The sequence below is a fragment of the Ruegeria sp. AD5 genome (assembly GCF_056542345.1).
Genome location: NZ_JBQFZR010000005.1, coordinates 71,036 through 96,475, shown reverse-complemented (window position 1 = coordinate 96,475; position 25,440 = coordinate 71,036). Strand labels below are relative to the sequence as shown.

Below are 25,440 nucleotides of genomic sequence, written 5' to 3'. Positions count from 1 at the left end.
TCAGCCTTTCTTTTTCAGGCGCAGCCCGGTCTTTTTCAGGATACGCGTGGAATAGAGGATATCTTTGGCCCGGCAGGCATCGCCGAGGATTGTCGTGATCTGGGCGCGCTTGTCCTCGACCTCTTGCCCGTCCGATCCGTGAACCATGGCAAACAGATTGTAGGGCCAGTCGGGCAGGGCGCGCGGGCGTTCATAGCAATGGGTGACGAAGGGTAGCACACCAATCTGAGCGCCCAATTCAGCGACGCGGTCATCGTCGACATCCCACACAGTCATGCCGTTCGAGGTCATGCCCAGTTTATAGTGGTTGGGGGCAGCAGCGATGCGCCGGATGACACCACGCGATTTCATATCGGCCAGACGGGACATCAGAGTCCCTTCATCCAAACCCAGCGTCTCGGCCACCTGGGCGAAGGGGGCGGGCACAAGGGGCAGGCCGCCTTGCAGCGCCTCGATAATCTCTCTGTCTTTTGCGTCGATCATGCCGCCACCCGGAAGCCGATGAAGAATTCCTGAAGTTTGGGGAATTGCAGGACCGCGATCCCGGTTTCCCGTTCGATAGCCTCGGCTGTGGCTGCGATCCCCTCGGGTGTTTCGGTCGCCAGAACGAACCACATGTTCAGCCGGTGCGTGCGTTCATAATTATGAGCAACCTCGGGATGCGCATTGACTTTGGTCAGGACGGTTTCGAATTCACCCTGCGGCACGGCCATTGCGCACAAACAAAACGCACCCCCCATTGCAGCTGCGTCGAAGAACGGACCAAAGCGGGTGATTACGCGCGCGTCTTTCATGCGGGTCAGGCGGGCCAACAGGTCGGACTCGGTGATTGCCAATTCCTGGGCAATTGCAGCGTAAGGATGCGCCGTCAGCGGCAGGTCATCCTGCATCCGGTTCAGGATCGCGCGGTCGGTGTCGTCGAGCGTCATGCGGCGGCCTCCTTCGGTTGGATCAATGCACCGGTCTGTTTGAAACAGCGGGTCGAGAACAGGACTTTGCGCTGCGCGCCAAATAGTTCGGGCAGGGCGGCGGCCCCGGCCAAAACCTCCATTGCCTCAGGGCGCGAACGCGCATGGATCATGGAATAGAGACGATAGGGCCAGACATTCTCGACCGGGTTGCGCTCATAGCACAGTGTCACACCTGGATGCGCTGCCAGTGCCGGGCCAGCGCTGCTGACCTGCTCGGCCGGCATATCCCAGACTACCATTGCATTGGCGGACCAGCCCAAAGCGCGGTGGCGTACGATGACCCCCAGGCGAGAGATGATCCCGGCCCGGTGCAAGGCGGCTACGCGATCCATCACGTCGTCTGTGTCGCGGTCCAGGGTTCGGGCCAGCGCCGCATAAGGATCTGAGACCAGCGACAGGCCGGAACTGAGGGCCTGCAACAGGGGGCGGTCGCCTTCTCGCATTGCCGAACGATCCACTTTTCGCGGGCCAGGGGCATTGCGGGTCTCGCCCGACATACGAAAGCCCAGATCAATGTTGAACGGCCGAACCAGCCGCAAATCCAGAACCCGCAGCCCCGAGCGCTGCGAGATCCTTGCGAGGGTGTCGTTCACATGCGCCCGGTCCGGGCCAGTGGCCACAAACCAAAGGTTCCAGTCATCCTCGCGCTGGTAATTGTGGTTCACACCTGGTTCCGCATCGATCAGCGCCGCGACCTCTTCCAGCCGTTCTTCCGGAGCCGCCACAGCCGCCAGCGTACTGGCGGAAACCGCGCCGGGTGCGATAGTCGCACCAACCCGCGTTATGCGCCCGGTTTTGCGCATCCGGGCCAGACGGTCGAGCACCTCTGCCTCTTCCAGCCCAAGGGCGTCGGCCAGAACCTGAAACGGGCGCTCTACGATGGGAAAATCACGCTGGAAATCGTCCAAAAGACGGCGGTCGATCGGGTCGGTGATATGCTGCATGTCAAAGCCCCATTCTGTGCGCACGGGCGGTGAAGAAAATGCCGGATGGGCTGTCGGCGTCGATCTCGCGCAGTTTTTCAAACGTTTGCGTGTCGTAGACCATAACCTTGTTGGCGTCGCGCACGCTGATCCAGACCTCATGCCCTCGCGGAGTGAACTCCATATGCAGTACGGCAGGGCCGGGTTTGAATTCGTGAATGATCTCCTTGGTCACAGAATCAATAACCTGAATGGTGTCGTTCAAAGGGTGGGCAAAGTTTACCCAAACCTGCCGCCCGTCAGGACGGGCCATGGCAAAGACCGGCTGACCAAGGGTCTGCGTACGTCCGGTTTCGGTCAAAGTGTCGGCGTCGATCCACAGAACCTCGTGATGGCCGACGGCGGGCAGCACAAATTCGCGCCCGGTCAGCGCCCAGCCTTCGAGGTGGGGCATCTTGTAGACCGGCATCTCCTCTTGCCCGCGCCCATAGTTGGGCAGCACGCGGATGGGTTCGGGCGTCTCGGCCCAAAGGTCCAGCGCGGTCAGGCCATCCTCGCCAAACAAGCCGGTGATATAGGTGCGGCCATTTGCGGTGATCAGCGCGTCGTAAGGATTCTTGCCCATTTCGGGGATCTTGGTGATCGCGGGTGCGCCGTTGGAGAAATCAGCAATCCAGGTCTCGCCCGTGTCCCACATGGTGAAGACGAACCGGCGGCCGGGTGCATCGACCAATCCGATGGTTTTGCTGTCGGTAGGAATGTCCGCGACCATCTCTAGCGTGTCCGCATCGAAGACGCGTACACCGCCAGGTTCATAATTCGATACAGCGACCAGCTCGCCGTCATCCGAAATGGCACCGCCAATGGCGTTGCCCGCCTGCACGACCCGGTTCACGATCTGGCGGGTGACGATATCTACCTTGGTCAGGCCGCCGTCTCGTCCAAATACATAGGCAAAGCGTTCATCGGGTGAATAGACCAGCGAGGCATGGGACAGATCGCCCAGACCTTCGATCCGCGCCAGCGCTGCGCGGTCGGATTGGTCCACCAGAAGAACCGAGCCCTTGGCGCGTTCGATGACAAGTCCTAGGTCGCCGGTCGCCGTGGGTTCAGCCTGGGCGGTGGTCATCATAAGGGCGGCGGCGAGGGTAAGGATGAGCTGTTTCATTGTGCCTCCTGTGCCAGCAGGTAACGGGCGATCCATTCGGCCTCTTCTTCGCTGATCAGAGGCCGCCATGGGGGCATCGCGGTGTCGGGGATGCCGTCGAGGATCACGCCGGTCAGAACGTCCGCGTCGTAGTGCTCCAGAGTCTCGGATCTCAGATCAGGGCCGAGACCACCTTTCAGCGACAGCCCGTGGCAAGAGCCGCAGTCCTGATGGACAAGACGCTTCAGTGCGTTGGGGTCAAGAGTGTCGGCGGCGAAGGCCGTGGTGGCAACAAGCACTGCGGAAGTGAGAACAGCACGTGCCGCCCATCCTTTGCGTCCTCTCACAGCCGGTTGCTGTGCCGGCCTTCTGGAACCGAACTTAGCCATGCGCCTGCTCCAAAAGGTCGGCCAAAGGCCGTTCTGCGTAAAGTGAAACTACCTTGCCGATGATGAACAGCGTGGGCGCCTTTAGCCCGGCCTTGCGCACATCAGCGGCCAGCCGATCCAGCCGGGATACCATCCGGCGCTCATCAGGTGTGGTCGCTTTGCCAACCGCCAAAACCGGAGTTGAACCGGGCAGGTTCTCGGTCATCAGTCCCATGGCGATCTGGCCGATATTGGCGACGCCCATATAGACGACTAAGGTCGAGTCCGGGTCGGCCAGACGTTTCCAATCCAGATCCAGCACCTTGTCGGCCTGTCGGTGCCCGGTGACATATTGCACCGATGTCGCCAACCCGCGATGGGTCAGCGGCACGCCTGTCGAACAGGATGCCCCCTGCGCTGCGGTAATGCCCGGCGCGTATTCGACTGGGATGCCGTTTGCCATCAGGTGCGCGGCCTCTTCCGAGCCGCGTCCGAAGATCATCGGGTCACCCCCCTTGAGGCGAGCAACGGTGTGGCCGGCGCTGGCTTCCTCGACGAGGATTTCGTTGATGCGATCCTGCGGCACGGTATGACACTTGGGGGCCTTCCCAACCGGGATCAGCTGTGCGCCATCAGCGTGCAGATTGAGGATATCGGCCGAGACCAGACGGTCATAGACTACCACGTCCGCCTCTTGCAGCATCCGCAGTGCGCGCAGGGTCATCAGTTCGGGGTCACCGGGGCCTGCGCCAATCAGAAAAACCTTACCGCTCATGTGCAAACTCGCTTGGTCTGAATGTCTTCGGAGCCCGGAATTCCTGCGCGATCAGGGGACGTTGCTGGGTGAGCCGGGCGTGTCATGCGGCCAGACTGGCGTAATCGGAAAGGAACCTCCTTGACTAAAGTTAAGGAGCGCGGGAATTGCCCCGCGCTCCTTTCGGCTTGCCTGTATGATTGCCTCGGCTCAGGGTTCGACGGTGATCATGCCGATCATGTTCTGTGTCTCCCAATGTGGGCCACACAGATAGTCCTGTGGACCCGGGGTGAGGAAGGTCAGGTCAACCGTCTCCTCAGGAAACAAACGGTCGCTTTCGGGCTCGCTGCCGTCTTTCAGCAGGACCGAGTGACTGGTGCGCTTATCGACATTCACCCAGCGCACGGTTGTGCCCGGTTTCACGGTTAGCTCGGCTGGGCAGAACGTGTATTTGTACATCAGCACCACATCGGCATCCTCAACGGCGGAGGAGGGCTGGTCGAACAGCTCGACATAGCGCTCTTCGGCTTCGGCACAAAGCGCGGCGGTGTCCTCTGCCCATGCGGGCGCGGCCAGAAGCAGCAGCGCAGGGAGAAGGTGTTTGGGTTTCATTGTCCAAGTCTCCTCTTTTAAGCGGAAGGGGCCGGATCGCCCGGCCCCTCTTCCTTATTGTTTGACGACGTTGATAAAGGCGTTGTCGTCGTCCAATGCCAGGCTGGTATCCAGCGTCACGTGGTGGAACCGTGCGGCGGCAAAGTCATCGTGGATGGCAAAGCCCACCGTATAGGTCTGACCGGCCTCCAGCGGCACGTCACCAGCTGCGCCCGAGTTCAATGGGCGCGTGAAGACCACGGTCCACATACCTGCATCAAGGCTGGCCGAGGCGGCGATCTCACCGTCATTGACCACGCGCTGTTCCAGCAGATAGCCGTTGGTGGCGCTGCCGTCCGCGTAGACGCGCATCAGATCCAGATAGGTGCCATCGGCCAAATACTGCTCGATCTGATCGGCGGCCTGCAGCTTGTCCCAGCCACCCAGCGCCTTACCGCGGCGGCCTTTGATCTCGACCTCGGTGCGGCTTTCGCTGATGTATTTGGTCACAGTGTCCTGCGTGCTCAGCCGACCCGAGACATCGCCATTTGCGGCAATCGCCTCGGCACCCGGGTCAAAGGGCATGTAGCTGTTGTCTGCATGGCACGAGGCCCAGCAGCCGACCTGATCGCCCAGCTCAATCCCAGTGCCGGTGATCATCATGGCCACCTTGATCTGGTTGTCCGGGTCCATCTTGCCGCCATCGACAAAGGGGGCGGGGTTGTGGCCCGCATCCGGCCATTGCAGACGGATATACAGGGTCTCATCATCATGCGCGGCTTGAACGGTGGCGTCTATCACGCCGCGTTTGCCCGGGATCGGGGTTGGTTCCAGATCCCCACCGGCCACGATCTTGTTGCCGATCGCGTCCAGTTCGGCAGCGTGACAGGTGGTGCACTTGTCTCCGCCCTTGGTCAAAGGACGTGCTCCGCCGTGGGATCTGCCGTTCTGAACCCATTCAAACGAGGCCTGACCAGGATAGAACAGTTTCATATCTGCACCGGGGACAGCGGCCCAATCGATATTTGTGCCAACATCGCTGCCGCCACCTGCCGGGGCTGCGGCATCTTCGCCAGAAGCTTTGGCACGCTCTTCCGCGACGGCTGCGTCAACCGCTGCTGCGATCTGGGCCTGTACGGCCTCTTGCTGGGCTACACGCGCGGCTTTCTCAGCCTCGGCATCGGCAGCTTCCTTGGCTTCGATGCGTTCGAGACTTGCCAGGTATTCGGCCGGGATTTCGCGAATGAAATCTGGGTTCGGCGCTTCAAGCTTTTCCAGATACTCTTCGTCGGCCCGGTCGCGGGCGTCCGAGTGCGCAATCCCCTTGTGGCAGTCAATACAGGTCTGACCGACAGTCATCGCGTTTAGGTGCTGCTGACGGGCGCGGGGTTTCTGGAACTCGGGCATCATCGACTCGAAGTCATGGCAGTTGCGGCACTCGCGCGAGTCCGTGGATTTCATCCGCTCCCATTCATTCATAGCCAGATGCACGCGCTTGGCTTCGAATTTCTCGCGCGTGTTTATGGTGCCGACCACCTTGCCATACAGCTCTTTGGACGCCTTGATCTTGCGGATGATCTTGTGAGTCCAATCCTTGGGCACGTGACAGTCGGAACAGACCGCGCCTACGCCCGAACGGTTCACGTCGTGGATTGTGCCGGTGTATTCTTCGTAAACGAAGTCTCGCATCTCGTGGCACGAGACGCAGAATTCCTTGGTGTTGGTAGCTTCCATAGCGGTGTTGAACCCGCCCCAGAAGATGATGCCGGCGGCAAAGGCCGCAGCGATCCCGGCCACGGGCATTCCCCACAGGAAATACCGGCGCCAGATTGGTTTTTTCTTTTCCGGTTCGGAGGTCATATCCGGTCTCCGTTTTGGCTTCTTTTTCTGGCCCTGGATGTCAGGCCTGTGGATTTGGCTGATGAGTCAAACGAGGAAAGGGCGGGCGAGGGGCCCGCCCTTTCCGGTGCTGAGTACAAAACCCGTCAGGTGACGTGGTTCGAACGGTTGTAGACGTTGAACTTGCCGGTGGGTGCAAACAGTCCTTTCACGCGGCCGATCTCTTCCAGCGTCTTGGCGTCGAAGATCACGATCTCACCATTTGGCTCTTTCGAGGTCGAGCGGTTCCACTTGGACACCCAGACCTCGGATCCGTCTTGGTTGAACTCGAAGTGGACGGCGACGTTGCCTTCTTCTTCTGTGATCTGGATCGTTTTCACGATCTCACCGGTTGCCTTGTCGATGACCTGCACCGATTGCTGGATCTCAGGCTCGGGGTGCTTGGTCTGGTCGGCCCAGATGTAGTCCGAGTTCGGATGGGTCCGGATGAACAGACCGGGTCCGTCGGTTTCCACCTCGTAGCAGACTTTCCAGGCATCGTCCGGGCGGCCTTCGGGGTCGTTGCCCCAAACGGTAACCGTGCCTTCGCCCAGGTGGGTCGTACCGGCAACAGGACCGCAATTCGGGTCATCCCAGTTGGCGCCCGGGCCGGGGTGCGGCAGCGGCGCGGTATCGATCATAGCTTCCAGCTTATGAGTCTCGGTATCGACCACGACCATCTTGTTCGACGCGTTTGCGGCGATCTGGAAATAACGGCCGGTCGGATCAAAGAACCCGTCATGCAGGAACTTTGCGCTGTCGATCTTGTCGATACGCAGGTTGTCCAGATCGGAGTAGTCCACCTGCCAAAGCTGACCGAGCTCCTTGACGGCCACGATCCATGTGGGCTCGTTCGGGGTGGTGTAGATGGCGGCCACGCGGGCCTCTTCCACATAATCCCCGTCCACGTTGTAACCCCGGGTCGAGACAACCTTTTTCGGCTCCATGGTTTCGGCGTCGACGATGGCGAAATGAGGGGGCCAATAGGCGCCACCGATGACGTATTTACCATCGCCCGATACGGCCACGTCGCGGGCGTCGTAACCAATGGTAACCTCGGCAACCAGCATGTTTTCAGGCTTCTGCCACAGGTCGATCTTGGTCATCTTGCCGTCACGGCCCATGGTGTACCAGAAGCGGCCCGGATTTTCGGGTTCTTCCAGTTTATGGTGCTCGGACGCTTTCAGGACGTGCACCGCATAACCGGTCGGGATATGCGCCAGCACTTCCTTGGTGTCACCGTCGATCACGGCCACCTTGCCCACGTCACGCTCGATGACCACGAAGAAGTTTTCCCAGTTGCGGCCATGCAGCGGCTCGGTCGGGTAATCTTCGGGTTCGACATAGACCTTGCGGGTCGCCATCATCTGCTCAAGCGACATTTCCGGTGGTTGGGGTGGCTCCATCTGGATGTAGGTCGCCATATCGCGGATTTCTTCTTCGGACATCACGTCCGAGAAGTTGTTCATCCCGCCTTCGGTGCCCCATGCGATGATTTTTTCCAGCCGCTCCTGCCCCAGTTTCAGGGTGCCCGACTCGGTTACGGTACCATCGTCATTCTTCGTTTCAACCAGCGGCTCAAGGCTTTTACCTGTCGCCCCTTTGCGCAACACACCGTGACAACCGGCGCAGCGTTCAAAGTAAAGTTGTTTTGATGATTCAAAGGCTTCCTTGCTCAGGGTTGGCTCTTCGGCAAAGACTGGCGCAGCGACGCTGCCCAGCAACATTGCCAAACCGACCCCTAAGGCGCGGCCAGTTCTGTTGTAGCTGATTCCAAGTGACATGATCACTCTCCATTTGCTGGTGAGGCAGGTCCTAGGGTGAAACATCACGCGTTTGTCATCCTTGACGAAAGTCAACGGAACGCGCGCAAATTGGAAATTGACGGGCTATAATGAGCCATAAAACAAAGGGAAAACCTGAGTTTCAGGGACATGTTTGTCGGATGCTTGATTTCGGTTAAGTCCATCGCTGGTCGGTCTTGCTAAACCTGTTCCAACAGCCATTGAGGCCGAGGAGAACAGGCATGTCGGCAGTGATCGCGCGCGTATTGGGCGAGGGGTTTCGCATCTTTTTCCTGTCCGCCGGACTTTTTGGTCTGTTCGCGGGAGGCGCGTGGGGTTTTTGGTTGATGACGCAGACCGGGTTGGTCGGATACGAAGACCCAACCTATTCCATGAGTCCCCCAATGTGGCACGCGCATGAGATGATCTTTGGCTATGCCACAGCAGCTCTGGGCGGGTTTTTTCTGACGGCTGTTCCCAACTGGACCGGGACCCCAGAGGCGCGCGCCCGGTTCATCATGCTGGCTGCAGGTCTCTGGTTGGCCGGGCGGGTAGCGATGTGGTTCTCCGGTGCGCTGCCGCCTGTTCTGGTCGCTGTGTTCGATCTGGTCTTTGTTCCAATTCTGGCGGCAAAGATTGCTACTCAGCTGATCCGACGCCCCAAACCGCAGAACATGGTATTCCTTTTGCTGCTCAGTGCGATCTGGATTGCCAACTTGTTAACCCATTTAGAGTGGATCGGTGCGACCAGCGATACGCTGGACATCGGATTGCGGGCGGGGTTGCTGACGCTTTGCAGCCTAATCGCGATACTTGGTGGGCGCATTACGCCAGCTTTCACCCGAAATGCGATGAAACGCGCGGGAGAGCCCGAATCCAACTGGCCTATTTCGGTAGGAGCGTTTGATAAAGCCGCCATGGGGCTTGCACTGTCACTGCCGCTGAGCGTGCTCGTCTTTGGAATCGGACCTGTATCAGGCGCTATCGCGCTGATGCTTGGCGTTGCTCAGATCCTGCGCATGGCACGTTGGCGCGCACGCTGGGCACTGCGGCAGCCGATTCTGATCGCGTTGCATCTCGGGCTGGGCATGCTGGCGCTGGGCCTGATCCTGTGGGGGCTGGCAGTGCAGGGGTTCGGCAGCGAGATCGGGGCGCTGCATGTTCTGGGCATTGGTTGCGTCGGCGGCATGACCCTTGCCGTGATGAGTCGGGCCGCCCTCGGCCATAGTGGCCGTGCCCTCGTGGCCTCGCCACCCATGGCGATCGCTTACGGTTTGATGGCGGCAGCCGCAGTTTTGCGCTGGGTCGGGTCGGCGTTTGACCAGGGATATCTGGTTGCGATGCTGGCCTCAGATGGGCTGTGGATCTGCGCCATCGTCTTGTATCTGGTTGCGATGTGGCCCGCGTTGACCGGGCCACGTCTAGCGGCCTGAGCAACGGTTCTTAGATTAAGAAGGTCGGAGCAACGCCCTGTCATTTTTAATATGCCGTTGCAGCAAAGTATGGATTTGTCTTCCGCGTTTTGGAATCTGGCGGGCTGCGATTGGTTGATGGTCTGGCAAAGCTAACTCTGGGAAGAGCGCAACAATTTCGGCCAGCGCCTCGGGCTGTATTCCTTTCAAGGCTTGCTTGCCTGTGAATAGGCTTTCTGACGGCGCGCCTTCCGCAAGCACGATCTCATGCCGGTCGAACAGAATATGGAAATACACCACGCCCTGAGCTGTCTCGTCGACGGTTATGCCATGTATGCCGACCAGCTTATGGGCTGGGACCAGAACCTCCTCGCTGTCGAACATGCGAACGGCGATACTCGAACGGATCAACATGCGATGCTGCGGCGAGACCAACAGATCACGTCGCGGCAGGTTGCTTCCCAGGCTGCCCGCTGTGATTCGGATCGGGCGCAGCTTGGGATTGAGCGCAAATTCAGACCTATCCAGAGCGCGCGCGCCGATCCAGCGAATTGGTTGTGGTCCATGATCCAAGGTGACAACCTTGTCACCAGCGGAAAGCGTTTCTATCGCGACATCACCATCAGGTGTCGCGATAAGCGTTCCGGCGGAGAAACAAGGAACATCAACGATGGAACCGGGGTCAGTCGTGTCCGGTGCGTTGCTCGGTGTAACGTTGACGACGCTCATCGAATACGTCACCCCGGGATCTAGGGGCTCAGAGGTTATGTAGCCAGCGTTGGTTCCTTCAACCTCGACAAGGTACACAGTGATTGTCCCACCGCCGGGATTCGTCAGAATGTAGGATTCTTCCAGATAGATGTCGCCGCTCAGAAACGTTGTCGAACCATCAAGGTTTGTTACCGTTCCGATCTGTGTATCGTCGTCGCCATTTTCGTTGTTGAATCTGTCGCCGTTGAAAACATCCCCGGTATCGGGAACTGGCGGGCCAAACCCATTTCGAATGAAACCACCGGCCTCGTCCTCAACATTGAATACCCTTCGGTCCGTCGCGGGGTCATAGCTTGCGTCCAGGGTGATCGTATCAGGCCCAATTGTATTCACCGTAATGACGCCGGGTGCGTATCCGATGTATGAGTAGTTCGCCATTCTTTAACCACCACGCTTCAGGTGCCATCTACGCACCTCTATTCACCAATATATCGAGAACGCTCGCTTCAACTGTTCGAACGTCCGGAAACATGCTGTTCTAAGTACTATTTTTCAAGGCAATCTGAGGGCATTTTAGTGATACTGACGCAATTATGACCACAGGTGTCCAATTCCGCGCTTACTTTGGCATGCTTGACTTTCGTTAAGGCAGCCCTGCGACCCACCCGCCATTGTCATCAGACTAGCTAATCTGCGCAAAGGAGAGCGCAATGCGAGAAGTCATGACAAAGAGCATGGCTCGCAACATATTCTATGGCGGGTCACTGTTCTTCATCCTCATCTTCCTGGCCCTGTCGGCCCACTCGCACTGGTACATCGTCAACTCCGAGAATTCGGCGAAGCTTGATGCCAGTGTGGTTCGGGGCAAACATGTCTGGGAAAAACATGCCTGCATCAACTGTCACACGATCCTGGGCGAGGGCGCCTACTACGCGCCGGAAGTCGGGAATGTGATGACCCGCTGGGGTGTGCTGGACGACCCGGAATCGGCCTTTGAAGCGCTCAAGGGCTGGATGGAGGCGCAGCCGACCGGCATTCCCGGTCGTCGGCAGATGCCCAATTTCAACCTCAGCGACGAAGAGATCCGCGATCTGACCAACTTCTTGATCTGGACGGACAACATCGATGCGCAGGGCTGGCCGCCCAACGAGGCAGGCTGAGAAAGGGAACGGAGCAATGAAATACGAATCCCAAAAAATCGCCTACGCCTACTTCGCAGTAGCGATGGCCCTGTTCGCGGTACAGGTAATCGGCGGCCTGCTGGCCGGTTTCATCTATGTATTCCCGAACTTCCTGAGTGAGCTTCTGCCGTTCAATATCGTACGGATGCTGCACACCAACTCTCTGATCGTCTGGCTGCTGCTGGGCTTCTTCGGTGCGGCCTACTTCCTGATCCCCGAAGAGACCGAGCGCGAGATCCATTCGACCAAGCTGGCCTATCTGCAGTTGATTATTCTTGTGGTTGGCACGCTGGGCGTGGTCGTGACCTATGTCTTCAACCTGTTCGAAGGCAACTGGCTGCTGGGCAAAGAGGGGCGCGAGTTCCTTGAACAACCCAAATGGGTCAAGGCGGGCATCGTCGTGGCCGCGCTGATGTTCCTTTACAACGTGTCACTGACCGTTCTGAAGGGCAAGAAGACGGCGATTTCGAGCATCCTTGTTCTGGGCCTCTGGGGTCTGGCGCTGCTGTTCCTGTTTGCTTTCTACAACCCGGGCAACCTGTCCTTGGACAAGCAATACTGGTGGTATGTCGTCCACCTATGGGTCGAAGGCGTATGGGAGCTGATCATGGCCTCGATCCTGGCCTACCTGATGCTGAAGCTTACGGGCGTTGACCGTGAGGTGGTCGAGAAATGGCTCTATGTCATCGTCGCCGCCGCGCTGTTCTCGGGCATCCTTGGGACAGGTCACCACTACTATTGGATCGGTACACCCGGCTATTGGCAGTGGATCGGTTCGATCTTCTCAAGCCTCGAGGTGATCCCGTTCTTCGCGATGATGGCCTTTGCCTTCGTCATGGTCTGGAAGGGCCGTCGTGACCACCCGAACAAGGCTGCTCTGCTGTGGTCACTGGGCTGTGCAACGCTTGCCTTCTTCGGTGCCGGTGTCTGGGGCTTCCTGCACACGCTGCACGGGGTGAACTACTATACCCATGGCACGCAGATCACCGCAGCCCACGGTCACCTGGCTTTCTACGGTGCTTATGTCTGCCTCAACCTGGCGATCTTCAGCTATGCGATGCCGATCCTGAAGAACCGTGATCCCTACAATCAGGTTCTGAACATGGGCTCGTTCTGGCTTATGACCAGCGGCATGGTCTTCATGACCTTCGTCCTGACCTTCGGTGGTACCGTGCAGACTCACATGCAACGTGTGGTCGGTGACTACTTCATGGACGTGCAGGACCAGATCGCGATCTTCTACTGGATGCGTCTTGGCTCTGGTGTGGTCGTGGTCCTTGGTGCGCTGCTGTTCATCTACTCGATCTGGGTGCCCCGGAAAGAGGTGATTGAACCCGGTGCCTCTGAAACCCCTGCGGAGTAATGGATATGGATGGCTCCATGAAACTGAATGAGGGGGCGGCGAACGCCCCCTTCTACCTCGCCCAAAGCGATGAATGCGATGTGTTCACCGCCGCCTACAACAACGACCTGCCGGTCTTGCTGAAAGGCCCAACAGGTTGCGGCAAGACCCGCTTTGTGGCCCATATGGCTGCCAAGCTTGGCCGCCCGCTTTACACCGTGGCCTGCCACGATGACCTCGCCGCCGCCGACCTGATCGGTCGCTACCTGTTGAAGGGCGGCGAAACCGTCTGGGTTGATGGCCCTCTGACTCGTGCGGTGCGCGAAGGCGCGATCTGCTACCTTGATGAGGTGGTCGAAGCCCGCAAGGACGTCACCGTTGTGCTGCACCCGCTGACCGATGACCGGCGCATCCTGCCGATCGACCGCACCGGCGAAGAGCTTGAGGCCGCGCCCGGCTTCATGCTGGTGGCCTCGTACAACCCCGGATACCAGAATATCCTGAAAACCCTGAAACCCTCGACCAGGCAGCGGTTAATCTCGCTGGAATTCGACTTTCCTTCGCCCGAGATGGAGGCCGAAGTCGTCGCGCAAGAAAGCGGTCTGCCGCTTGAACGCTGTAAACCGCTGGTACGCCTTGCAGGAAAGTTGCGCGGGCTTAAGGGTCAGGACCTTGAGGAAGGCGTGTCCACCCGGCTGGTCGTTTATGCCGCGACGCTGATCGCACAGGGCATGTCCACCGACCGCGCCATCCTCGCCGCAATGATCGAACCTCTGACTGATGATGAGGATATCAAACGCGGGCTCCTCGATCTTGTCACGGCTGTCTTTGGGTGAGGCCGGCCGATGGTCAGGATCGATTTTGAGCCATGGGAACCCGAAGAAACGATCGGGAAACTGTGGCACACCCTTGCCAGTCGCCTTGATGCACCTGAAGTGCATGATGGAGCCGCGGTCGACCTCTCAGAGGTCGCAGGGCGGCTGGCAGTCCTCTTTCGAGGACTTGGGGGTAGTCCGGGCGTAGAATTGCGCCCGGTCTCGCCCGAGATTTCGCGCCACCGTCTGGGGTGGCGTCGTCGTCTGGCAACCGAGGCCGAGATGATGCCGCGTGCGTCGTTCGATGGCGAAGTTCTGCGTTTGCCGGATCGGCTGGCGGTGTTTCCCGCGCGTGAAGCCAACGGTGCGCTTTATGTCTGGCTGGCCGCCGCCGCTGCACATGCCGGAACTCGTATCGACGAAGACGACCCGTTGCGCGCCGACCTGCATGCGCTTGTCGCCGCCCGACAGATGGTCGAGGCGGCGTTGCACAACGCCCCCGGCCTGCGCCCGCTTTATACCGAGCTGTGCAAGGGCGTTCTGTATCAACGCGACATTTCCGGGCTGCCACCCGTCGAGGCAGCGGTTGAAGAACTGGTCCGCCACATGCTGGGCGACCCCGCGCCTTTGTCGCCAAAGGCTGAACATCTTCTAGCGTTGGATGACGACCTCACCGCCCCGCGCAGCTATCAGCATTTCCGGCCTGTCCCGCTGTGGCCCGAGTTGCGCCCGGTCGGGTTCTCCGAACATAACGAAGTGGAGAACCCCGAAACCGAAGGACCGCCCGAGGAATCCGGCGAAAAAACCCACCGTGCCCGCCGCCGCAAATCGGATCAGGCCAACCGCAGCGACAGTTTCATCCTGCACAAGTTCGAAGCGATCCTCAGTTGGGCTGAGTTCCTGAACATCAACCGGCGCATCGACGATGACGATCCTGATAACGCCAAGAAAGCCGCCGATGATCAGGAAGAGATTGGCTTGGGTCAGATCTCGAAGGCGCCGCCGACCAAACTGAAACTTCATCTGGACCTCGCTCCGGAGGACGTGAACCGCGAACGCCTGTCGGGACGGGTTTTGTATCCCGAATGGGACGTGCGCATCGGCCAATACTTGCCCGATCATGTCAACGTTCTGACCTCGGATGCCGAGATTCGCGAAGATGCCGCCGAGTTCGGCAAAGACCCCGCCACTGCCCGCCGCATCCGCGCCGTGAAACGCCAGTTCGAGGCGCTGCGCCCGGGCCGCGTGATGACGCGTGGTCATCTGGATGGTGACCAATTGGATATCGAGGCAGCCGTTCGGGCGCAGGTAGACCGTTGTGCCAATGGCGAAGGCACCGAACGCATTTGGATGCAATCGCGCCCCGAGGCACGCGATCTGGCGGTGTCTATCCTGCTGGATGTCAGCCGCTCGACCGAAAGCGCCGTCACAGGCCGCGCCGTAATCGACATTGAACGCGAGGCTCTTGCGGCACTCGCCTGGGGTCTGAACGCCTGCGGCGACGATTTCGCCATCCACGCCTTCAGCTCGCTGAAACGCCAGCGGGTTTACGTGCAGCGCTGTAAACGCTTCGATGAGCCGATGGGTAGTTTGGTGGAACAGCGCATCGCCTCGCTGCGCCCCGGCCACTATACCCGCCTCGGCGCCGCAATACGCCATTGTTCCGCCGATCTGGCCAGCCAATCGCGCAAACGCCGGTTGCTATTGATCATCACTGACGGCAAACCCAACGACCTGGACCATTACGAGGGTCGCCACGGTATCGAAGACACCTGCATGGCCGTGCGCGAGGCGCGTAGGGCAGGGCAATCGGTCTTTGGCGTTACCATCGACAAAACCGGCAAAAGCTGGTTCCCGCGCATGTTCGGTCAAGGCGGCTTCGCCGTCATCCCCGACCCGCACCGGCTGATCATGGCCCTGCCTCAGATCTACCGCCAACTGGTTGGAGCATGAGCGACGCCTCTTTGATCGATGAGCTTCCGGGCGAGCTGCTGATGTGGGTTCTGATCATCTCGGAATTGCTGGTTTTCGGCGCGGGCCTGATTGCCTTTATGGGCGTGCGCCTGACCGACCCGACAGGATTTGCCGAGGCTCAATCGCACCTTTACCGGACAGGGGCAGCGCTCAACACGGTGGTGCTGGTCACTTCGGGCTATCTGGCGGCGCAGGCGCTGCAGTGGCGAAAAATCGCGCGCCGGGGCGTGGCTCGAATGGCCTTGATCACTGCCGCCGCGCTGGGTGTCGTGTTCCTGATCATCAAAGGTGCGGAATACGCGGGCAAAGCTGCACAGGGGATCACCCATGAGACCCACCCATTTTTCCTGTTCTATTATCTGCTGACCGGGTTTCACGCCGCACATGTGTTGGCAGGGGTCGGTATCCTGCTGCTGGTCGCCTGGCGTGACGATCCACGCAACATTGAGGCAGGTGCACAATTCTGGCACATGGTCGATCTGGTCTGGATCCTGCTTTTCCCCGTGATCTACCTGCTGGGATAATTCCGATGCCTGCAGCACCATCTTTTCCCAAATACTGGCGAAGGGCGCTCCATAATTCGCTCACACGTGCATGGCTGACCCTTTTGGTGCTCAGCGTCGCATCAGCACTGCTGACTGTGCTGCCCATCCCGCCAGCCGTTCTGGCGGGGTGTATTCTGGTCCTCGCACTGGCGAAATGTCGCGTTATCCTGGCTTGTTATCTTGATCTCGTAAACAGCCCGGCCTGGCTGCGAGGTGTCACCATGGTGCTGACGGGCTTTGCCATCATTGTCTTCGCCCTCTACCTGATCTGACTCAAAAAACGCCGCCTCCGGGGAGACGGCGAAGTATTACGCTAGGGGGCGCTTCTTGGTTACTGGGCTGCCATCGGCATGCGCGCAATCTGACAGCGTTGCCAGAGGGTGGACAGCGCGCCAACCAGATGCTCGATATCCTCATCCGTATGTACCGGAGACGGCGTGATCCGCAGACGCTCGGTCCCTTTTGGTACGGTGGGATAATTGATCGGCTGAATGTAGATGCCGAACTCTTCCAGCAGCGTGTCCGAGATGAACTTGCACTTCACCGGATCGCCAACCATCACCGGGATGATGTGGCTGGGGTTAGGAATATGAGGAATACCTTCCGCATCCAAACGAGCCCGAACCTGCGATACACGGGCTTTCTGCAGGTCGCGTTCAGCATTCGATTGTTTCAAATGCCGGATCGAGGCCGCGGCCCCGGCCGCGATCGATGGTGGCAGGGCGGTGGTAAAAATAAACCCGCTGGCGAAGCTGCGCACGAAATCGCACAGCGCAGCCGAGGCAGCAATATACCCGCCCACCACACCGAACGCTTTACCAAGCGTGCCTTCGATCACCGTCAGGCGATCCATGAGGCCTTCTCGTTCAGCGATACCACCGCCGCGTGCCCCATAGAGGCCAACGGCATGAACCTCATCCAGATAGGTCATCGCGCCGTATTTGTCGGCGAGATCGCAAATCTCTTTGATGGGGGCGATGTCACCATCCATCGAATAGACCGACTCGAACGCGATCATCTTTGGCGCATCGGGATCAGCTGCGGCCAGTTTGGTTTCAAGGTCATCCAGATCGTTGTGTTTCCAGATCACCTTCTGCGCCCGCGAGTGGCGAATGCCTTCGATCATCGAGGCATGGTTCAGTGCATCAGAGAATACGATCAGGCCGGGGATTTTCGCGGCGAGAGTGCCAAGGGCTGCCCAATTCGAAACATACCCGGAAGTAAACAGAAGCGCGGCTTCCTTTCCATGCAGATCGGCCAGTTCGGCCTCAAGCAGCACGTGGTCGTGAGTGGTGCCTGATATGTTTCGCGTGCCCCCGGCCCCCGCGCCGCAGCGATCCAATGCGTCATGCATTGCATCGATAACAGATGGGTGCTGACCCATGCCGAGATAGTCATTCGAACACCAGATCCGCACATTTCGCTGGACAGATCCATCCGTCTGACGCGCGTTCGGGAAAGAACCACAGCGACGTTGCAAGTCTATGAAAACACGATAGTTCCCTTCATCCCGAAGGTCACTGAGGCTTTGACTGAAATAACGCTCGTAGTCCATGTTACGTGCTCCCCGGAATACTGGCTTTGAGCCGAGAATAGGGCAGCGAACCAAGCCGCAACATGACAATAGTCAAGTTTAGGCAACATAAAACTATGGTGCACAACTGCCGGCTCTGGCATAGCGTGGAACAGGGATGGACCGACCGCGCCCATGCGCCGGCAGGAAATAACAGGGGTATTCTCTTGTCTCACGAAGCACAAAAAGCGATCGCACGTCAGTCGCTGCTGCTGCGCAGTTTACCGGAACAGCATGTGGAAACACTGCTGAGCCACGCGATCTGGCGTCAGTATGACCGTGGTGAGACAATATTCCTGCAGGAGGAAAAAGCGCAGGCCATCCACGTCGTGCTTGAGGGTTGGGTCAAGCTGTTCCGCATGACCCCCACCGGGGCCGAAGCCGTCGTGAGCGTCTTCAAACGTGGTGACAGCTTTGGTGAGGCCGTAGCTCTGCGTAACGTTCCCTATCCTGTATCCGCCGAGGCCGTATCGGCCTGTGATGTCATGCATATCCCCAGTCCGATCCTGATCTCATTGATGAGAGAGGACCCTGAGATCGGTATTTCTATTCTGGCCGCGACCTTTACCCATCTTCACTCGTTGGTGGCGCAGCTAGAGCAACTCAAGGCTCAGACTGGAGCGCAACGCGTGGCCGAGTTTTTGTTGAATCTCTGCGACAGCGACAAAGGCGGATGCGAGGTTTTGCTGCCCTACGACAAGATGCTCATCGCAGGCCGTCTGGGGATGAAGCCGGAAAGCCTGAGCCGGGCGTTTTCGCGGCTCAAGGCGGTGGGTGTGAAGATCAACCGCAACCACGCCGAAATCTCGGATATCGCGCTTTTGCGGGACTATGCGGAAAGCGATCCGGCGGAAAACTGGGGGCGGTGACCCCGGAATTGCCGCCGGGCCCGACCAACCACTTCAGACGGTTGCGCCCTTGCGGCGAATGGCGGTGCCCAGACTTCCGGCGCAGAGACCAACGATAATTGCGATCAGCAGCGCTATCGTTCCAACGTGGGAAATCTGCCAACCGGCAAAGAGCAGAGGCGCGATCAGGCCAACCAATCCACCCATCAGTGCGCCCAACCAGTATTGGCGCGTCATCATTCCCAGTGCCAGACCCAGAATGCCGGGCAGACCCAGTACGTTACCGCCGATGGTTCCAAGTATCTCTAACATCTCAGTCCCCACCTTGTTCCGAGCTTTTGTTCAGGAACGCGCGGATGTCGTCCCCTGATGCTGCAGCGTGTTCCTGCAGAACCTCACCATCTACCTCTTTCGCAATCTTCTCATACGTTTCCAAATAATTGGGTGGGAGACTGTGTGCGATGCCCTGGTGGCAATCGATGCAGGTCATGCCGGTGTCGATTGCGCGCTGGTGTTCGCTGGCTGCGCGGGTTTCCTGAAGGGTGAAGTCCATATAGTCAAAGTTGTGGCAGTTGCGGCATTCGCGGCTGTCGGATTCCTTCATCTTCTTCCATACGGCCGACGCCATGGAAAGACGATGGTCCTCATACTTCTCTTTCGTGCTGATGGTGCCTGCCAGTTCGTGGTAGACGTCCTTCACGGCCATGATCTTGGCTTTGATCTTGTGGTTCCACTCGTCCGGGACGTGGCAATCGGAACAGATGGCCCGCACGCCGGAATCGTTATTGTAATGGACCGTTTCCCGATATTCGCCCAGATTGGTTTCCATCGTGTGGCAGGATACGCAGAACTCTTCCGTGTTGGTCAATTCCAGTGCCCAGTGGAACCCACCCCAGAACAGGATGCCTGCTAGAAACCCGGCCAGTAGTGTAAAGCCGACACTGAGGACGGCGATCGGGCTCCAGAACCAGGTCCAGAGGCGCCGGATGAGTCCTTGTTTTTCTTGGGAGTCGGACATGTCGCGCTCTCCTTTTCGACCTGTGTTCAGTTTCCGGAGGAAGGTTCAAAAGTGTTATCGACCAGAGGCAGCGCATCGGCCTGTGGTACGTGGCACTGATTGCAGAAATACCGTGTGCCGGCGATCTGATCCAACTCTCGCCCTTCGCGGTCCAGATAGTGAGTCATCGACAACGTCGGAGCGTTGCGTTCACCAGCCTTGGTCCAGTCATGGCAGGAGAGGCACTGATTGGTACGCAGGTCGATCTGGTACTGTTCGATCGAATGTGGGATCAGCGGCGGCTGCTGGCGATAATTGCGCTGCATACGGCCTTCGACTGTCCGATGCACCTGATCCAGGACGGCGGGCTCATCGACTTCGGCACCGCGTAGGCTGTTAACTCCGGCAGACTGCGCGAGGGCCAGGCCACCGAGGAGCAGCGGCGGGATCAGGGCAAGGCCCACTAGGATCGGCTTTTTCATCTTCTCACTCCTTCAAAAAGGTCTTGAGGCGCGCGGCTGGGGCGCGGCGGTTGATTCCGGTGGCGCGACGGTCAGGGCGTCGAACCGATGGGTGAATTTGAAAACGTCTTCAGCGCAGACATCGATGCAGCGACCGCAATTGGTGCAGTCGGGCGACAGGATCAGCGGGTTGTCTTTGCCTTTCAGCGCCGGAGAGATCACATGGTTTTCCGGGCAAACCGCGTAGCAGTCCATGCAATCGTCACAGGCGTTGCGATTGGCGGCGCTGACCCGCAGCATCGCCTTGCTGCCCACCAGTCCGTAGAATGCGCCTACGGGGCAGACATGGCCGCACCATCCATGGCGCGAGACAAGCAAGTCAAACAGGAAGATCGCGGCGACCATCGCCCAGACGAAGCCCATGCCAAAGATCAGTCCGCGATGCAGCATGGTGATCGGGTTGACCAGTTCCCATGCAATTGCGCCGGACAGGCCGGACACGACCAGCACGGTGGCCATGATCCACAGCCGCGTTCCGCGTTTGGGCTGCCAGCCTTTTTGCAGGCCCAGCTTGCGGTGCAGCCAGTGCGCGCCGTCGGTTACAGGGTTGATCGGGCAGACCCACGAGCAATAGACGCGGCCTCCGACCAGCGCGTAGGTAACCAGAACGATGACGGCACCAATGGCGGCGGTCAGCTCGGGCCAGTGCCCTGCGATCAGACTTTGCAGAAAGACAAACGGATCGGTCAGGGGCAGTACGCCTAGGGTCAGCGACCCGGCCAGAGTGCCCTGCACGATCCAGAGGCCGAACCACGGGCCCAACAGGAACAGTACCAGGAAGAACACCTGGCTGGCGCGGCGCAGCAGCAGGTATTTATGGGCACTCAGCCAACCTTTGGCGGCGATAGCTTCATGCCCCAGCGGCATGTTTGTGCGGACGGTCATTGAGTGACCTCCGGCAATTTGAAGCTGGGCTCAAACCCGCCCGGTGCGACAAGGTTATCGGTGCCCGGTCCCGGCAGGCGATCAGGCAAATCGATGATACCTTCGACGACGGGCGCGCCTTTGGCTTCTTTCTCTTCCCAGCCCTTGCGGTAGTGATCGGCGCTGCTGCCCCGAGCCAATCGGGCGGGCAGCACCTTGATCGCCGCTTCGGGCAGAACGCAGCTTTTCTCGCAAACGCCGCAGCCGGTGCAATGATCGGCGTGAACGGTTGGAATGAAGATTGCATGACTGCCTGAGCGGGCGTTGTGTTCGGTCTCCAGCGTAATGGCCTCGTCGATGACGGGGCAGACGCGGTAACAGACATCGCAGCGCAGGCCGAAGAAGTTTAGGCAGTTTTCCTGATCGACCAGAACGGCGACACCCATCTTGGCGTCGTCGATATTGTCCAGTCCCGGGTCCAGCGCCCCGGTCGGGCAGGCAGCGACGCAGGGGATGTCGTCACACATTTCGCAAGGGATATCGCGGGCGGTGAAATACGGCGTGCCGGTGGCCACCGCATCGACACCCAGCTCGGCCAGTTTCAGCGTGTCATAGGGACACTCTCGCACGCACAGACCACAGCGGATGCAGGCTGACAGAAAGTCTTTTTCCGGCAAGGCACCGGGGGGGCGCAATGCCTCGGCCGGCAACGCCCGTGCGTCCCGCGCCAGCCAGGCCAGCAAGGACCCGGCTGCTACGCAGCCACCCGCTGCGCGCGCTGAGTCCTGCAGGAACCGGCGCCGCTGCGGCGAAAGGGGTGTGCCAACACGAGACATGGGGACGACCTTTGCCTTGCCAGCCTTTTACGCGCGCTCGACCTTACAAGCGCATTTCTTGAAGTCGGTCTCTTTCGAGAGCGGGCAGGTCGCGTCCAAAGTCAGCTTGTTTGTCAACTGGCCTTCGTCGAACCATGGCATGAACACCAGGCCACGCGGCACTTTGTTCCGGCCTCGGGTTTCGACCCGGCTGTTAACTTCGCCGCGGCGGGTGGAAAGAACGATCTCCTGCCCGCGGCGCAGACCGCGGTCGCGCGCATCATCCGGGTGCATGTAGACAACGGCGGCGGGATAGGAGCGGTGCAGTTCGGGCACGCGGCGGGTCATCGAACCTGAATGCCAATGTTCCAGCACACGCCCGGTGCAGAGCCACAGGTTGAATTCCTCATCCGGTACCTCGGGGGCGGGTTCGTATGGCGCGAAGATGATCTTGGCCTTGCCGTCCTTATGGCCATAGAATTTCACGTCTTCGCCTTCAGGCACATACGGATCATAGCCTTCTCGGAAGCGGTACAGTGTTTCCTTGCCATCCACGACTGGCCAGCGCAGGCCACGCGCCTGGTGGTAGGTTTCGAATGGGGCCAGATCGTGCGCGTGGCCGCGCCCAAACTCGGCATATTCCTCGAACAGGCCCTTTTGCACGTAGTAGCCAAAGTGCTCGGACTCGTCGTTGTCGAAACCCTCTGCGGTCTCTGACAGCGGGAACTTGTCGATCGTGCCATTGGCGAACAGCACGTCATACATGGTCTTACCACGATGTTCTGGCATGGTTGCCAGCAGTTCCTCGCCCCAAACCTCTTCAACGGTGAAGCGTTTGGAGAACTCCATCAACTGCCACAGATCGGATTTCGCTTCGCCCGGAGCTTTGACCTGTTGCCGCCAGAATTGGGTGCGACGCTCGGCGTTGCCATAGGCGCCTTCCTTCTCGACCCACATGGCGGTAGGCAGGATCAGGTCAGCCGACAGGGCTGTTACAGTAGGATAGGGATCGGAGACGGCAATGAAGTTCTCCGGGTTGCGATAGCCGGGATAGCCTTCTTCGTTGATATTGGGCGCGGCCTGCATGTTGTTGGTGCACTGCACCCAATAGGCATTCAGATCGCCGTCCTTCAGCTTGCGGTGCTGCAAAACGGCGTGGAATCCGGGTTTGGGTGGGATGGTGCCCGCAGGAATTTTCCACGCGGTCTCGCAAATCTCGCGGTGCTTGTCGTTTGCAACAACCATATCAGCCGGCAGACGGTGAGCGAAGGTTCCGACCTCACGTGCCGTACCACAGGCCGAGGGTTGACCGGTGAGCGAGAAGGGCGAGTTTCCGGGTTCGGAAATCTTACCCACCAGCAGGTGCACATTGTACATCAGCGAGTTCACCCACGATCCGCGAGTGTGCTGGTTGAAGCCCATGGTCCACAGGCTCATCACTTTGCGGTTGGGGTCGGCATATTGCTGGGCCAGACGCTCAAGCTGAGCGGCAGGAACACCTGAGAGTTCCGATGTGTACTCCAGCGTGTATTCCGATACCGCTTCGGCATATTCTTCGAAGCTGATCGGCTCCATCTTGCCAGAGTTTGGATTCTCTGCCTCTTCCTGCAGCGGGTTGTTATCGCGCAGTCCATAGCCAATATCGGTGGCGGTCTTGGTGATGTTGACGTGTTTGTTGACGAACTCTTCGTTCACCGCGCCGTTCTGGATAATGTAGTTGGCGATATAGTTCAGGATCGCCAGATCGGTCTGCGGCGCAAAGACCATTCCATTGTCGGCCAACTCGAACGAGCGGTGTTCATAGGTCGACAGTACATGCACTTCGGATCCTGGTTTGGTCAGACGTGTGTCGGTCAGGCGTGACCACAGAATCGGGTGCATCTCGGCCATGTTCGAGCCCCAGAGCACGAATGTGTCTGCGTGCTCGAAATCGTCATAGCAGCCCATTGGTTCATCAATGCCGAAGGTGCGCATGAAGCCGACAACCGCCGAGGCCATACAGTGGCGCGCGTTCGGGTCGATGTTGTTGGACCGGAAACCAGCCTTCATCAGTTTGGCAGCAGCGTAGCCCTCCCAAACGGTCCACTGGCCCGAACCGAACATGCCGACACTGGTCGGGCCTTTCTTGGCAAGGGCCTCTTTCCACTTGGCAGCCATGACGTCGAAGGCTTCGTCCCAGCTGACGGGTTCGAATTCACCGTTCTTGTCATATTCGCCGTTGGTTTTGCGCAGCATCGGCGTGGTCAGGCGGTCTTTGCCGTACATGATCTTGGACAGGAAATAGCCCTTGATACAGTTCAGACCGCGGTTCACCGGCGCATCCGGGTCGCCTTGCGTGGCGACCACGCGCCCGTCTTTGGTGCCAACCAGAACCGAGCATCCGGTGCCGCAGAACCGGCAGGCGGCTTTGTCCCAACGGATATCAGGGTTGCCGACCTGAGCGCTGGCTTGTCCGGTCGCAAGAGGAAGTCCTGCGGCTGATGCTGTCGCAGCGGCGGCGGTTGATTTCAAGAAGGTCCGGCGGGATTCAGAGATGGTCATGACATGGGTCTCCGGCTTTAGATCTGGCGAGAAGCATTAAGGTGCGGACGGGTCTCCGCGAGGTCTTCGAAATGGTGGTAGGTCAGGGTCAGAGAGATCACACCCGGGATCTGATGCAGATCCATGATCGTCTCGGACGCCATTTTTTCCGGCGTATCCTCGACCACAACAACAATGCGGCCATCCTCGGATGCCGCGTGAACTTCTGCCCCGTTTGTACTTGCAATCGCGGCCTGTGCACTCTGCGTGGTTTCGGGGGTTACATGGACGAGGCATCCACAGATATTCATAAGGCTACCTCCTGAGCGGGCGGGGTGTGGCGTTCGAAGCTGACAGAACCGGCAGGACAGGCGCTGGCACAAGCGCCACAGCCGGTACAAATATCGGTGTCGAGTTTGGGTTCAGCACGACCACCGGTTTGCAGCCGAAAGCGGATCGCGTTTTGGTCGCACACATCCTGACAAACCCGACAGCTGACACCATTCATCGACAGGCAAGAGGCCGACACCGCAGCGCGCCAAGGCCAATCAGCCACGTGTTCAGGATTCAGCGCCCCGGTCGGGCAAGCGTTGGCGCAATCACCGCAAAAAGTGCAGGGGCCTGCATCCAATTGCACAACAGGCCAGCCTTGCGCGTCGAAACGGATGATATCTTCAGGGCAGGCCTCGCGGCATTCGTCGCATTGGGTGCAAAGCTCAAGAAACTCGGTCACCGCACCCGGTGGGTGGATGGCTGATGTATCCTCGCGCAGCACTTTCCCTTTCAGGAATGCGCGTCGGCTGGCTAGCTTGTTCATTCGCTCGCGACCTTTGAGTGATCGACAGGGGTTGGCCTGCCTGACTCGGGTGTTAGCGTAACACAGCGTGTAAGGAATTGACCTAGATC

At 59.2% G+C, this 25,440-nt stretch carries 27 protein-coding genes; 8 read left to right on the top strand and 19 right to left on the bottom strand.

The genetic code is table 11. From position 1 onward, the window contains the following. The 9 genes from ahbB (ACR0JG_RS18990) to ACR0JG_RS18950 form a co-directional block, all read right to left on the bottom strand. Positions 1-483, bottom strand: a complete 483-nt coding sequence (gene ahbB / locus ACR0JG_RS18990; RefSeq protein ID WP_480571920.1) for a siroheme decarboxylase subunit beta — start codon at positions 481-483, stop codon at positions 1-3. Beyond that, the gene (locus ACR0JG_RS18985; protein WP_480571917.1) at positions 480-929 is read right to left on the bottom strand and encodes an Lrp/AsnC family transcriptional regulator; all 450 of its coding nucleotides are present in this window, start codon (positions 927-929) and stop codon (positions 480-482) included. Before ACR0JG_RS18985 ends, ahbB (ACR0JG_RS18990) begins: the two co-directional genes overlap by 4 nt. Beyond that, positions 926-1,915 (bottom strand): siroheme decarboxylase subunit beta, encoded by a 990-nt coding sequence (gene ahbB, locus ACR0JG_RS18980; protein ID WP_480571914.1) that lies wholly within the window; start codon positions 1,913-1,915, stop codon positions 926-928. Before ahbB (ACR0JG_RS18980) ends, ACR0JG_RS18985 begins: the two co-directional genes overlap by 4 nt. A gap of 1 nt (position 1,916) precedes the next feature. Further along, positions 1,917-3,062 (bottom strand): cytochrome D1 domain-containing protein, encoded by a 1,146-nt coding sequence (locus tag ACR0JG_RS18975; protein WP_480571911.1) that lies wholly within the window; start codon positions 3,060-3,062, stop codon positions 1,917-1,919. Further along, positions 3,059-3,340: a c-type cytochrome gene (locus ACR0JG_RS18970; RefSeq protein WP_170398540.1), complete on the bottom strand. Its 282-nt coding sequence runs from the start codon at positions 3,338-3,340 to the stop codon at positions 3,059-3,061. The genes ACR0JG_RS18975 and ACR0JG_RS18970 overlap by 4 nt, the downstream gene beginning before the upstream one ends. Positions 3,341-3,422: 82 nt before the next feature. After that, complete coding sequence (gene cobA / locus ACR0JG_RS18965) at positions 3,423-4,184, bottom strand: uroporphyrinogen-III C-methyltransferase (RefSeq protein WP_480571908.1); 762 nt, start codon at positions 4,182-4,184, stop codon at positions 3,423-3,425. Positions 4,185-4,373: 189 nt separating this feature from the next. Then, positions 4,374-4,775, bottom strand: coding sequence for a plastocyanin/azurin family copper-binding protein (locus tag ACR0JG_RS18960; protein WP_170733819.1), 402 nt, complete (start codon positions 4,773-4,775; stop codon positions 4,374-4,376). Positions 4,776-4,829: 54 nt separating this feature from the next. Beyond that, positions 4,830-6,614 carry a NapC/NirT family cytochrome c gene (locus tag ACR0JG_RS18955; RefSeq protein WP_170398143.1) on the bottom strand — a complete coding sequence of 595 codons (1,785 nt, stop codon included), beginning with the start codon at positions 6,612-6,614 and terminating at the stop codon, positions 4,830-4,832. A gap of 125 nt (positions 6,615-6,739) precedes the next feature. After that, positions 6,740-8,416: a cytochrome D1 domain-containing protein gene (locus tag ACR0JG_RS18950; RefSeq protein WP_480571905.1), complete on the bottom strand. Its 1,677-nt coding sequence runs from the start codon at positions 8,414-8,416 to the stop codon at positions 6,740-6,742. Between the two features lie 242 nt (positions 8,417-8,658). On the opposite strand from ACR0JG_RS18950, the gene ACR0JG_RS18945 reads away from it, so the two are divergent. Then, entirely contained in the window at positions 8,659-9,849 is a 1,191-nt protein-coding gene (locus ACR0JG_RS18945) for an NnrS family protein (protein WP_480571902.1), read from the top strand. A gap of 15 nt (positions 9,850-9,864) precedes the next feature. Here ACR0JG_RS18945 and ACR0JG_RS18940 read toward each other — a convergent pair whose 3' ends face one another. After that, positions 9,865-10,977, bottom strand: a complete 1,113-nt coding sequence (locus tag ACR0JG_RS18940) for a Hint domain-containing protein (protein ID WP_480571899.1) — start codon at positions 10,975-10,977, stop codon at positions 9,865-9,867. Positions 10,978-11,249: 272 nt separating this feature from the next. On the opposite strand from ACR0JG_RS18940, the gene ACR0JG_RS18935 reads away from it, so the two are divergent. From ACR0JG_RS18935 to ACR0JG_RS18910, 6 genes are read left to right on the top strand one after another with little or no spacing between them, the layout of a single operon-like run. After that, complete coding sequence (locus ACR0JG_RS18935) at positions 11,250-11,699, top strand: c-type cytochrome (protein ID WP_480571896.1); 450 nt, start codon at positions 11,250-11,252, stop codon at positions 11,697-11,699. 16 nt (positions 11,700-11,715) lie between these two features. After that, positions 11,716-13,083 carry a cbb3-type cytochrome c oxidase subunit I gene (locus ACR0JG_RS18930; RefSeq protein ID WP_170398155.1) on the top strand — a complete coding sequence of 456 codons (1,368 nt, stop codon included), beginning with the start codon at positions 11,716-11,718 and terminating at the stop codon, positions 13,081-13,083. A 5-nt stretch (positions 13,084-13,088) separates the two neighbouring features. Then, entirely contained in the window at positions 13,089-13,898 is an 810-nt protein-coding gene (locus tag ACR0JG_RS18925) for an AAA family ATPase (protein WP_480571893.1), read from the top strand. 9 nt (positions 13,899-13,907) lie between these two features. Next, positions 13,908-15,830, top strand: coding sequence for a nitric oxide reductase activation protein NorD (locus ACR0JG_RS18920; RefSeq protein WP_480571890.1), 1,923 nt, complete (start codon positions 13,908-13,910; stop codon positions 15,828-15,830). Continuing rightward, on the top strand, positions 15,827-16,375 hold the full coding sequence (locus ACR0JG_RS18915; protein WP_223117365.1) for a cytochrome c oxidase subunit 3: 549 nt from the start codon (positions 15,827-15,829) through the stop codon (positions 16,373-16,375). Before ACR0JG_RS18920 ends, ACR0JG_RS18915 begins: the two co-directional genes overlap by 4 nt. A gap of 5 nt (positions 16,376-16,380) precedes the next feature. After that, positions 16,381-16,668 (top strand): cytochrome C oxidase subunit IV family protein, encoded by a 288-nt coding sequence (locus ACR0JG_RS18910; protein ID WP_223117366.1) that lies wholly within the window; start codon positions 16,381-16,383, stop codon positions 16,666-16,668. Between the two features lie 59 nt (positions 16,669-16,727). Here ACR0JG_RS18910 and hemA read toward each other — a convergent pair whose 3' ends face one another. Next, positions 16,728-17,951 carry a 5-aminolevulinate synthase gene (gene hemA, locus ACR0JG_RS18905; protein WP_480571886.1) on the bottom strand — a complete coding sequence of 408 codons (1,224 nt, stop codon included), beginning with the start codon at positions 17,949-17,951 and terminating at the stop codon, positions 16,728-16,730. Between the two features lie 185 nt (positions 17,952-18,136). On the opposite strand from hemA, the gene ACR0JG_RS18900 reads away from it, so the two are divergent. Beyond that, positions 18,137-18,838 carry a Crp/Fnr family transcriptional regulator gene (locus tag ACR0JG_RS18900; protein ID WP_170398170.1) on the top strand — a complete coding sequence of 234 codons (702 nt, stop codon included), beginning with the start codon at positions 18,137-18,139 and terminating at the stop codon, positions 18,836-18,838. A 33-nt stretch (positions 18,839-18,871) separates the two neighbouring features. Here ACR0JG_RS18900 and ACR0JG_RS18895 read toward each other — a convergent pair whose 3' ends face one another. From ACR0JG_RS18895 to napF, 8 genes are read right to left on the bottom strand one after another with little or no spacing between them, the layout of a single operon-like run. Beyond that, complete coding sequence (locus tag ACR0JG_RS18895) at positions 18,872-19,129, bottom strand: hypothetical protein (RefSeq protein ID WP_170408114.1); 258 nt, start codon at positions 19,127-19,129, stop codon at positions 18,872-18,874. Between the two features lies 1 nt (position 19,130). Then, the gene (locus ACR0JG_RS18890) at positions 19,131-19,835 is read right to left on the bottom strand and encodes a NapC/NirT family cytochrome c (RefSeq protein WP_170398176.1); all 705 of its coding nucleotides are present in this window, start codon (positions 19,833-19,835) and stop codon (positions 19,131-19,133) included. A gap of 26 nt (positions 19,836-19,861) precedes the next feature. Next, positions 19,862-20,296 carry a nitrate reductase cytochrome c-type subunit gene (locus ACR0JG_RS18885; protein WP_170398181.1) on the bottom strand — a complete coding sequence of 145 codons (435 nt, stop codon included), beginning with the start codon at positions 20,294-20,296 and terminating at the stop codon, positions 19,862-19,864. Between the two features lie 12 nt (positions 20,297-20,308). Then, on the bottom strand, positions 20,309-21,220 hold the full coding sequence (napH, locus tag ACR0JG_RS18880; RefSeq protein ID WP_480571882.1) for a quinol dehydrogenase ferredoxin subunit NapH: 912 nt from the start codon (positions 21,218-21,220) through the stop codon (positions 20,309-20,311). Then, entirely contained in the window at positions 21,217-22,035 is an 819-nt protein-coding gene (gene napG, locus ACR0JG_RS18875; RefSeq protein ID WP_170513614.1) for a ferredoxin-type protein NapG, read from the bottom strand. The genes napH and napG overlap by 4 nt, the downstream gene beginning before the upstream one ends. A 27-nt stretch (positions 22,036-22,062) precedes the next feature. After that, positions 22,063-24,555, bottom strand: coding sequence for a nitrate reductase catalytic subunit NapA (gene napA / locus ACR0JG_RS18870; RefSeq protein WP_170625402.1), 2,493 nt, complete (start codon positions 24,553-24,555; stop codon positions 22,063-22,065). Positions 24,556-24,572: 17 nt separating this feature from the next. Further along, positions 24,573-24,845, bottom strand: a complete 273-nt coding sequence (locus ACR0JG_RS18865; protein WP_170566666.1) for a chaperone NapD — start codon at positions 24,843-24,845, stop codon at positions 24,573-24,575. Beyond that, a complete protein-coding gene (napF, locus tag ACR0JG_RS18860) occupies positions 24,842-25,351 on the bottom strand; it encodes a ferredoxin-type protein NapF (protein ID WP_480571879.1) in 510 nt (169 codons plus the stop codon). The genes ACR0JG_RS18865 and napF overlap by 4 nt, the downstream gene beginning before the upstream one ends. Positions 25,352-25,440: the final 89 nt, after the last annotated feature.

Coding starts and splice junctions, on each gene's coding strand:
- ahbB (WP_480571914.1), bottom strand. CDS start 1,915: ATGCAGCATATCACCGACCCGATCGACCGCCGTCTTTTGGACGATTTC.
- ACR0JG_RS18910 (WP_223117366.1), top strand. CDS start 16,381: ATGCCTGCAGCACCATCTTTTCCCAAATACTGGCGAAGGGCGCTCCAT.
- ACR0JG_RS18915 (WP_223117365.1), top strand. CDS start 15,827: ATGAGCGACGCCTCTTTGATCGATGAGCTTCCGGGCGAGCTGCTGATG.
- ACR0JG_RS18950 (WP_480571905.1), bottom strand. CDS start 8,416: ATGTCACTTGGAATCAGCTACAACAGAACTGGCCGCGCCTTAGGGGTC.
- ACR0JG_RS18865 (WP_170566666.1), bottom strand. CDS start 24,845: ATGAATATCTGTGGATGCCTCGTCCATGTAACCCCCGAAACCACGCAG.
- hemA (WP_480571886.1), bottom strand. CDS start 17,951: ATGGACTACGAGCGTTATTTCAGTCAAAGCCTCAGTGACCTTCGGGAT.
- napG (WP_170513614.1), bottom strand. CDS start 22,035: ATGTCTCGTGTTGGCACACCCCTTTCGCCGCAGCGGCGCCGGTTCCTG.
- ahbB (WP_480571920.1), bottom strand. CDS start 483: ATGATCGACGCAAAAGACAGAGAGATTATCGAGGCGCTGCAAGGCGGC.
- ACR0JG_RS18895 (WP_170408114.1), bottom strand. CDS start 19,129: ATGTTAGAGATACTTGGAACCATCGGCGGTAACGTACTGGGTCTGCCC.
- napH (WP_480571882.1), bottom strand. CDS start 21,220: ATGACCGTCCGCACAAACATGCCGCTGGGGCATGAAGCTATCGCCGCC.
- ACR0JG_RS18985 (WP_480571917.1), bottom strand. CDS start 929: ATGACGCTCGACGACACCGACCGCGCGATCCTGAACCGGATGCAGGAT.
- napF (WP_480571879.1), bottom strand. CDS start 25,351: ATGAACAAGCTAGCCAGCCGACGCGCATTCCTGAAAGGGAAAGTGCTG.
- ACR0JG_RS18945 (WP_480571902.1), top strand. CDS start 8,659: ATGTCGGCAGTGATCGCGCGCGTATTGGGCGAGGGGTTTCGCATCTTT.
- ACR0JG_RS18920 (WP_480571890.1), top strand. CDS start 13,908: ATGGTCAGGATCGATTTTGAGCCATGGGAACCCGAAGAAACGATCGGG.
- ACR0JG_RS18975 (WP_480571911.1), bottom strand. CDS start 3,062: ATGAAACAGCTCATCCTTACCCTCGCCGCCGCCCTTATGATGACCACC.
- ACR0JG_RS18930 (WP_170398155.1), top strand. CDS start 11,716: ATGAAATACGAATCCCAAAAAATCGCCTACGCCTACTTCGCAGTAGCG.
- ACR0JG_RS18885 (WP_170398181.1), bottom strand. CDS start 20,296: ATGAAAAAGCCGATCCTAGTGGGCCTTGCCCTGATCCCGCCGCTGCTC.
- ACR0JG_RS18960 (WP_170733819.1), bottom strand. CDS start 4,775: ATGAAACCCAAACACCTTCTCCCTGCGCTGCTGCTTCTGGCCGCGCCC.
- cobA (WP_480571908.1), bottom strand. CDS start 4,184: ATGAGCGGTAAGGTTTTTCTGATTGGCGCAGGCCCCGGTGACCCCGAA.
- ACR0JG_RS18925 (WP_480571893.1), top strand. CDS start 13,089: ATGGATGGCTCCATGAAACTGAATGAGGGGGCGGCGAACGCCCCCTTC.
- ACR0JG_RS18890 (WP_170398176.1), bottom strand. CDS start 19,835: ATGTCCGACTCCCAAGAAAAACAAGGACTCATCCGGCGCCTCTGGACC.
- ACR0JG_RS18940 (WP_480571899.1), bottom strand. CDS start 10,977: ATGGCGAACTACTCATACATCGGATACGCACCCGGCGTCATTACGGTG.
- ACR0JG_RS18935 (WP_480571896.1), top strand. CDS start 11,250: ATGCGAGAAGTCATGACAAAGAGCATGGCTCGCAACATATTCTATGGC.
- ACR0JG_RS18955 (WP_170398143.1), bottom strand. CDS start 6,614: ATGACCTCCGAACCGGAAAAGAAAAAACCAATCTGGCGCCGGTATTTC.
- napA (WP_170625402.1), bottom strand. CDS start 24,555: ATGACCATCTCTGAATCCCGCCGGACCTTCTTGAAATCAACCGCCGCC.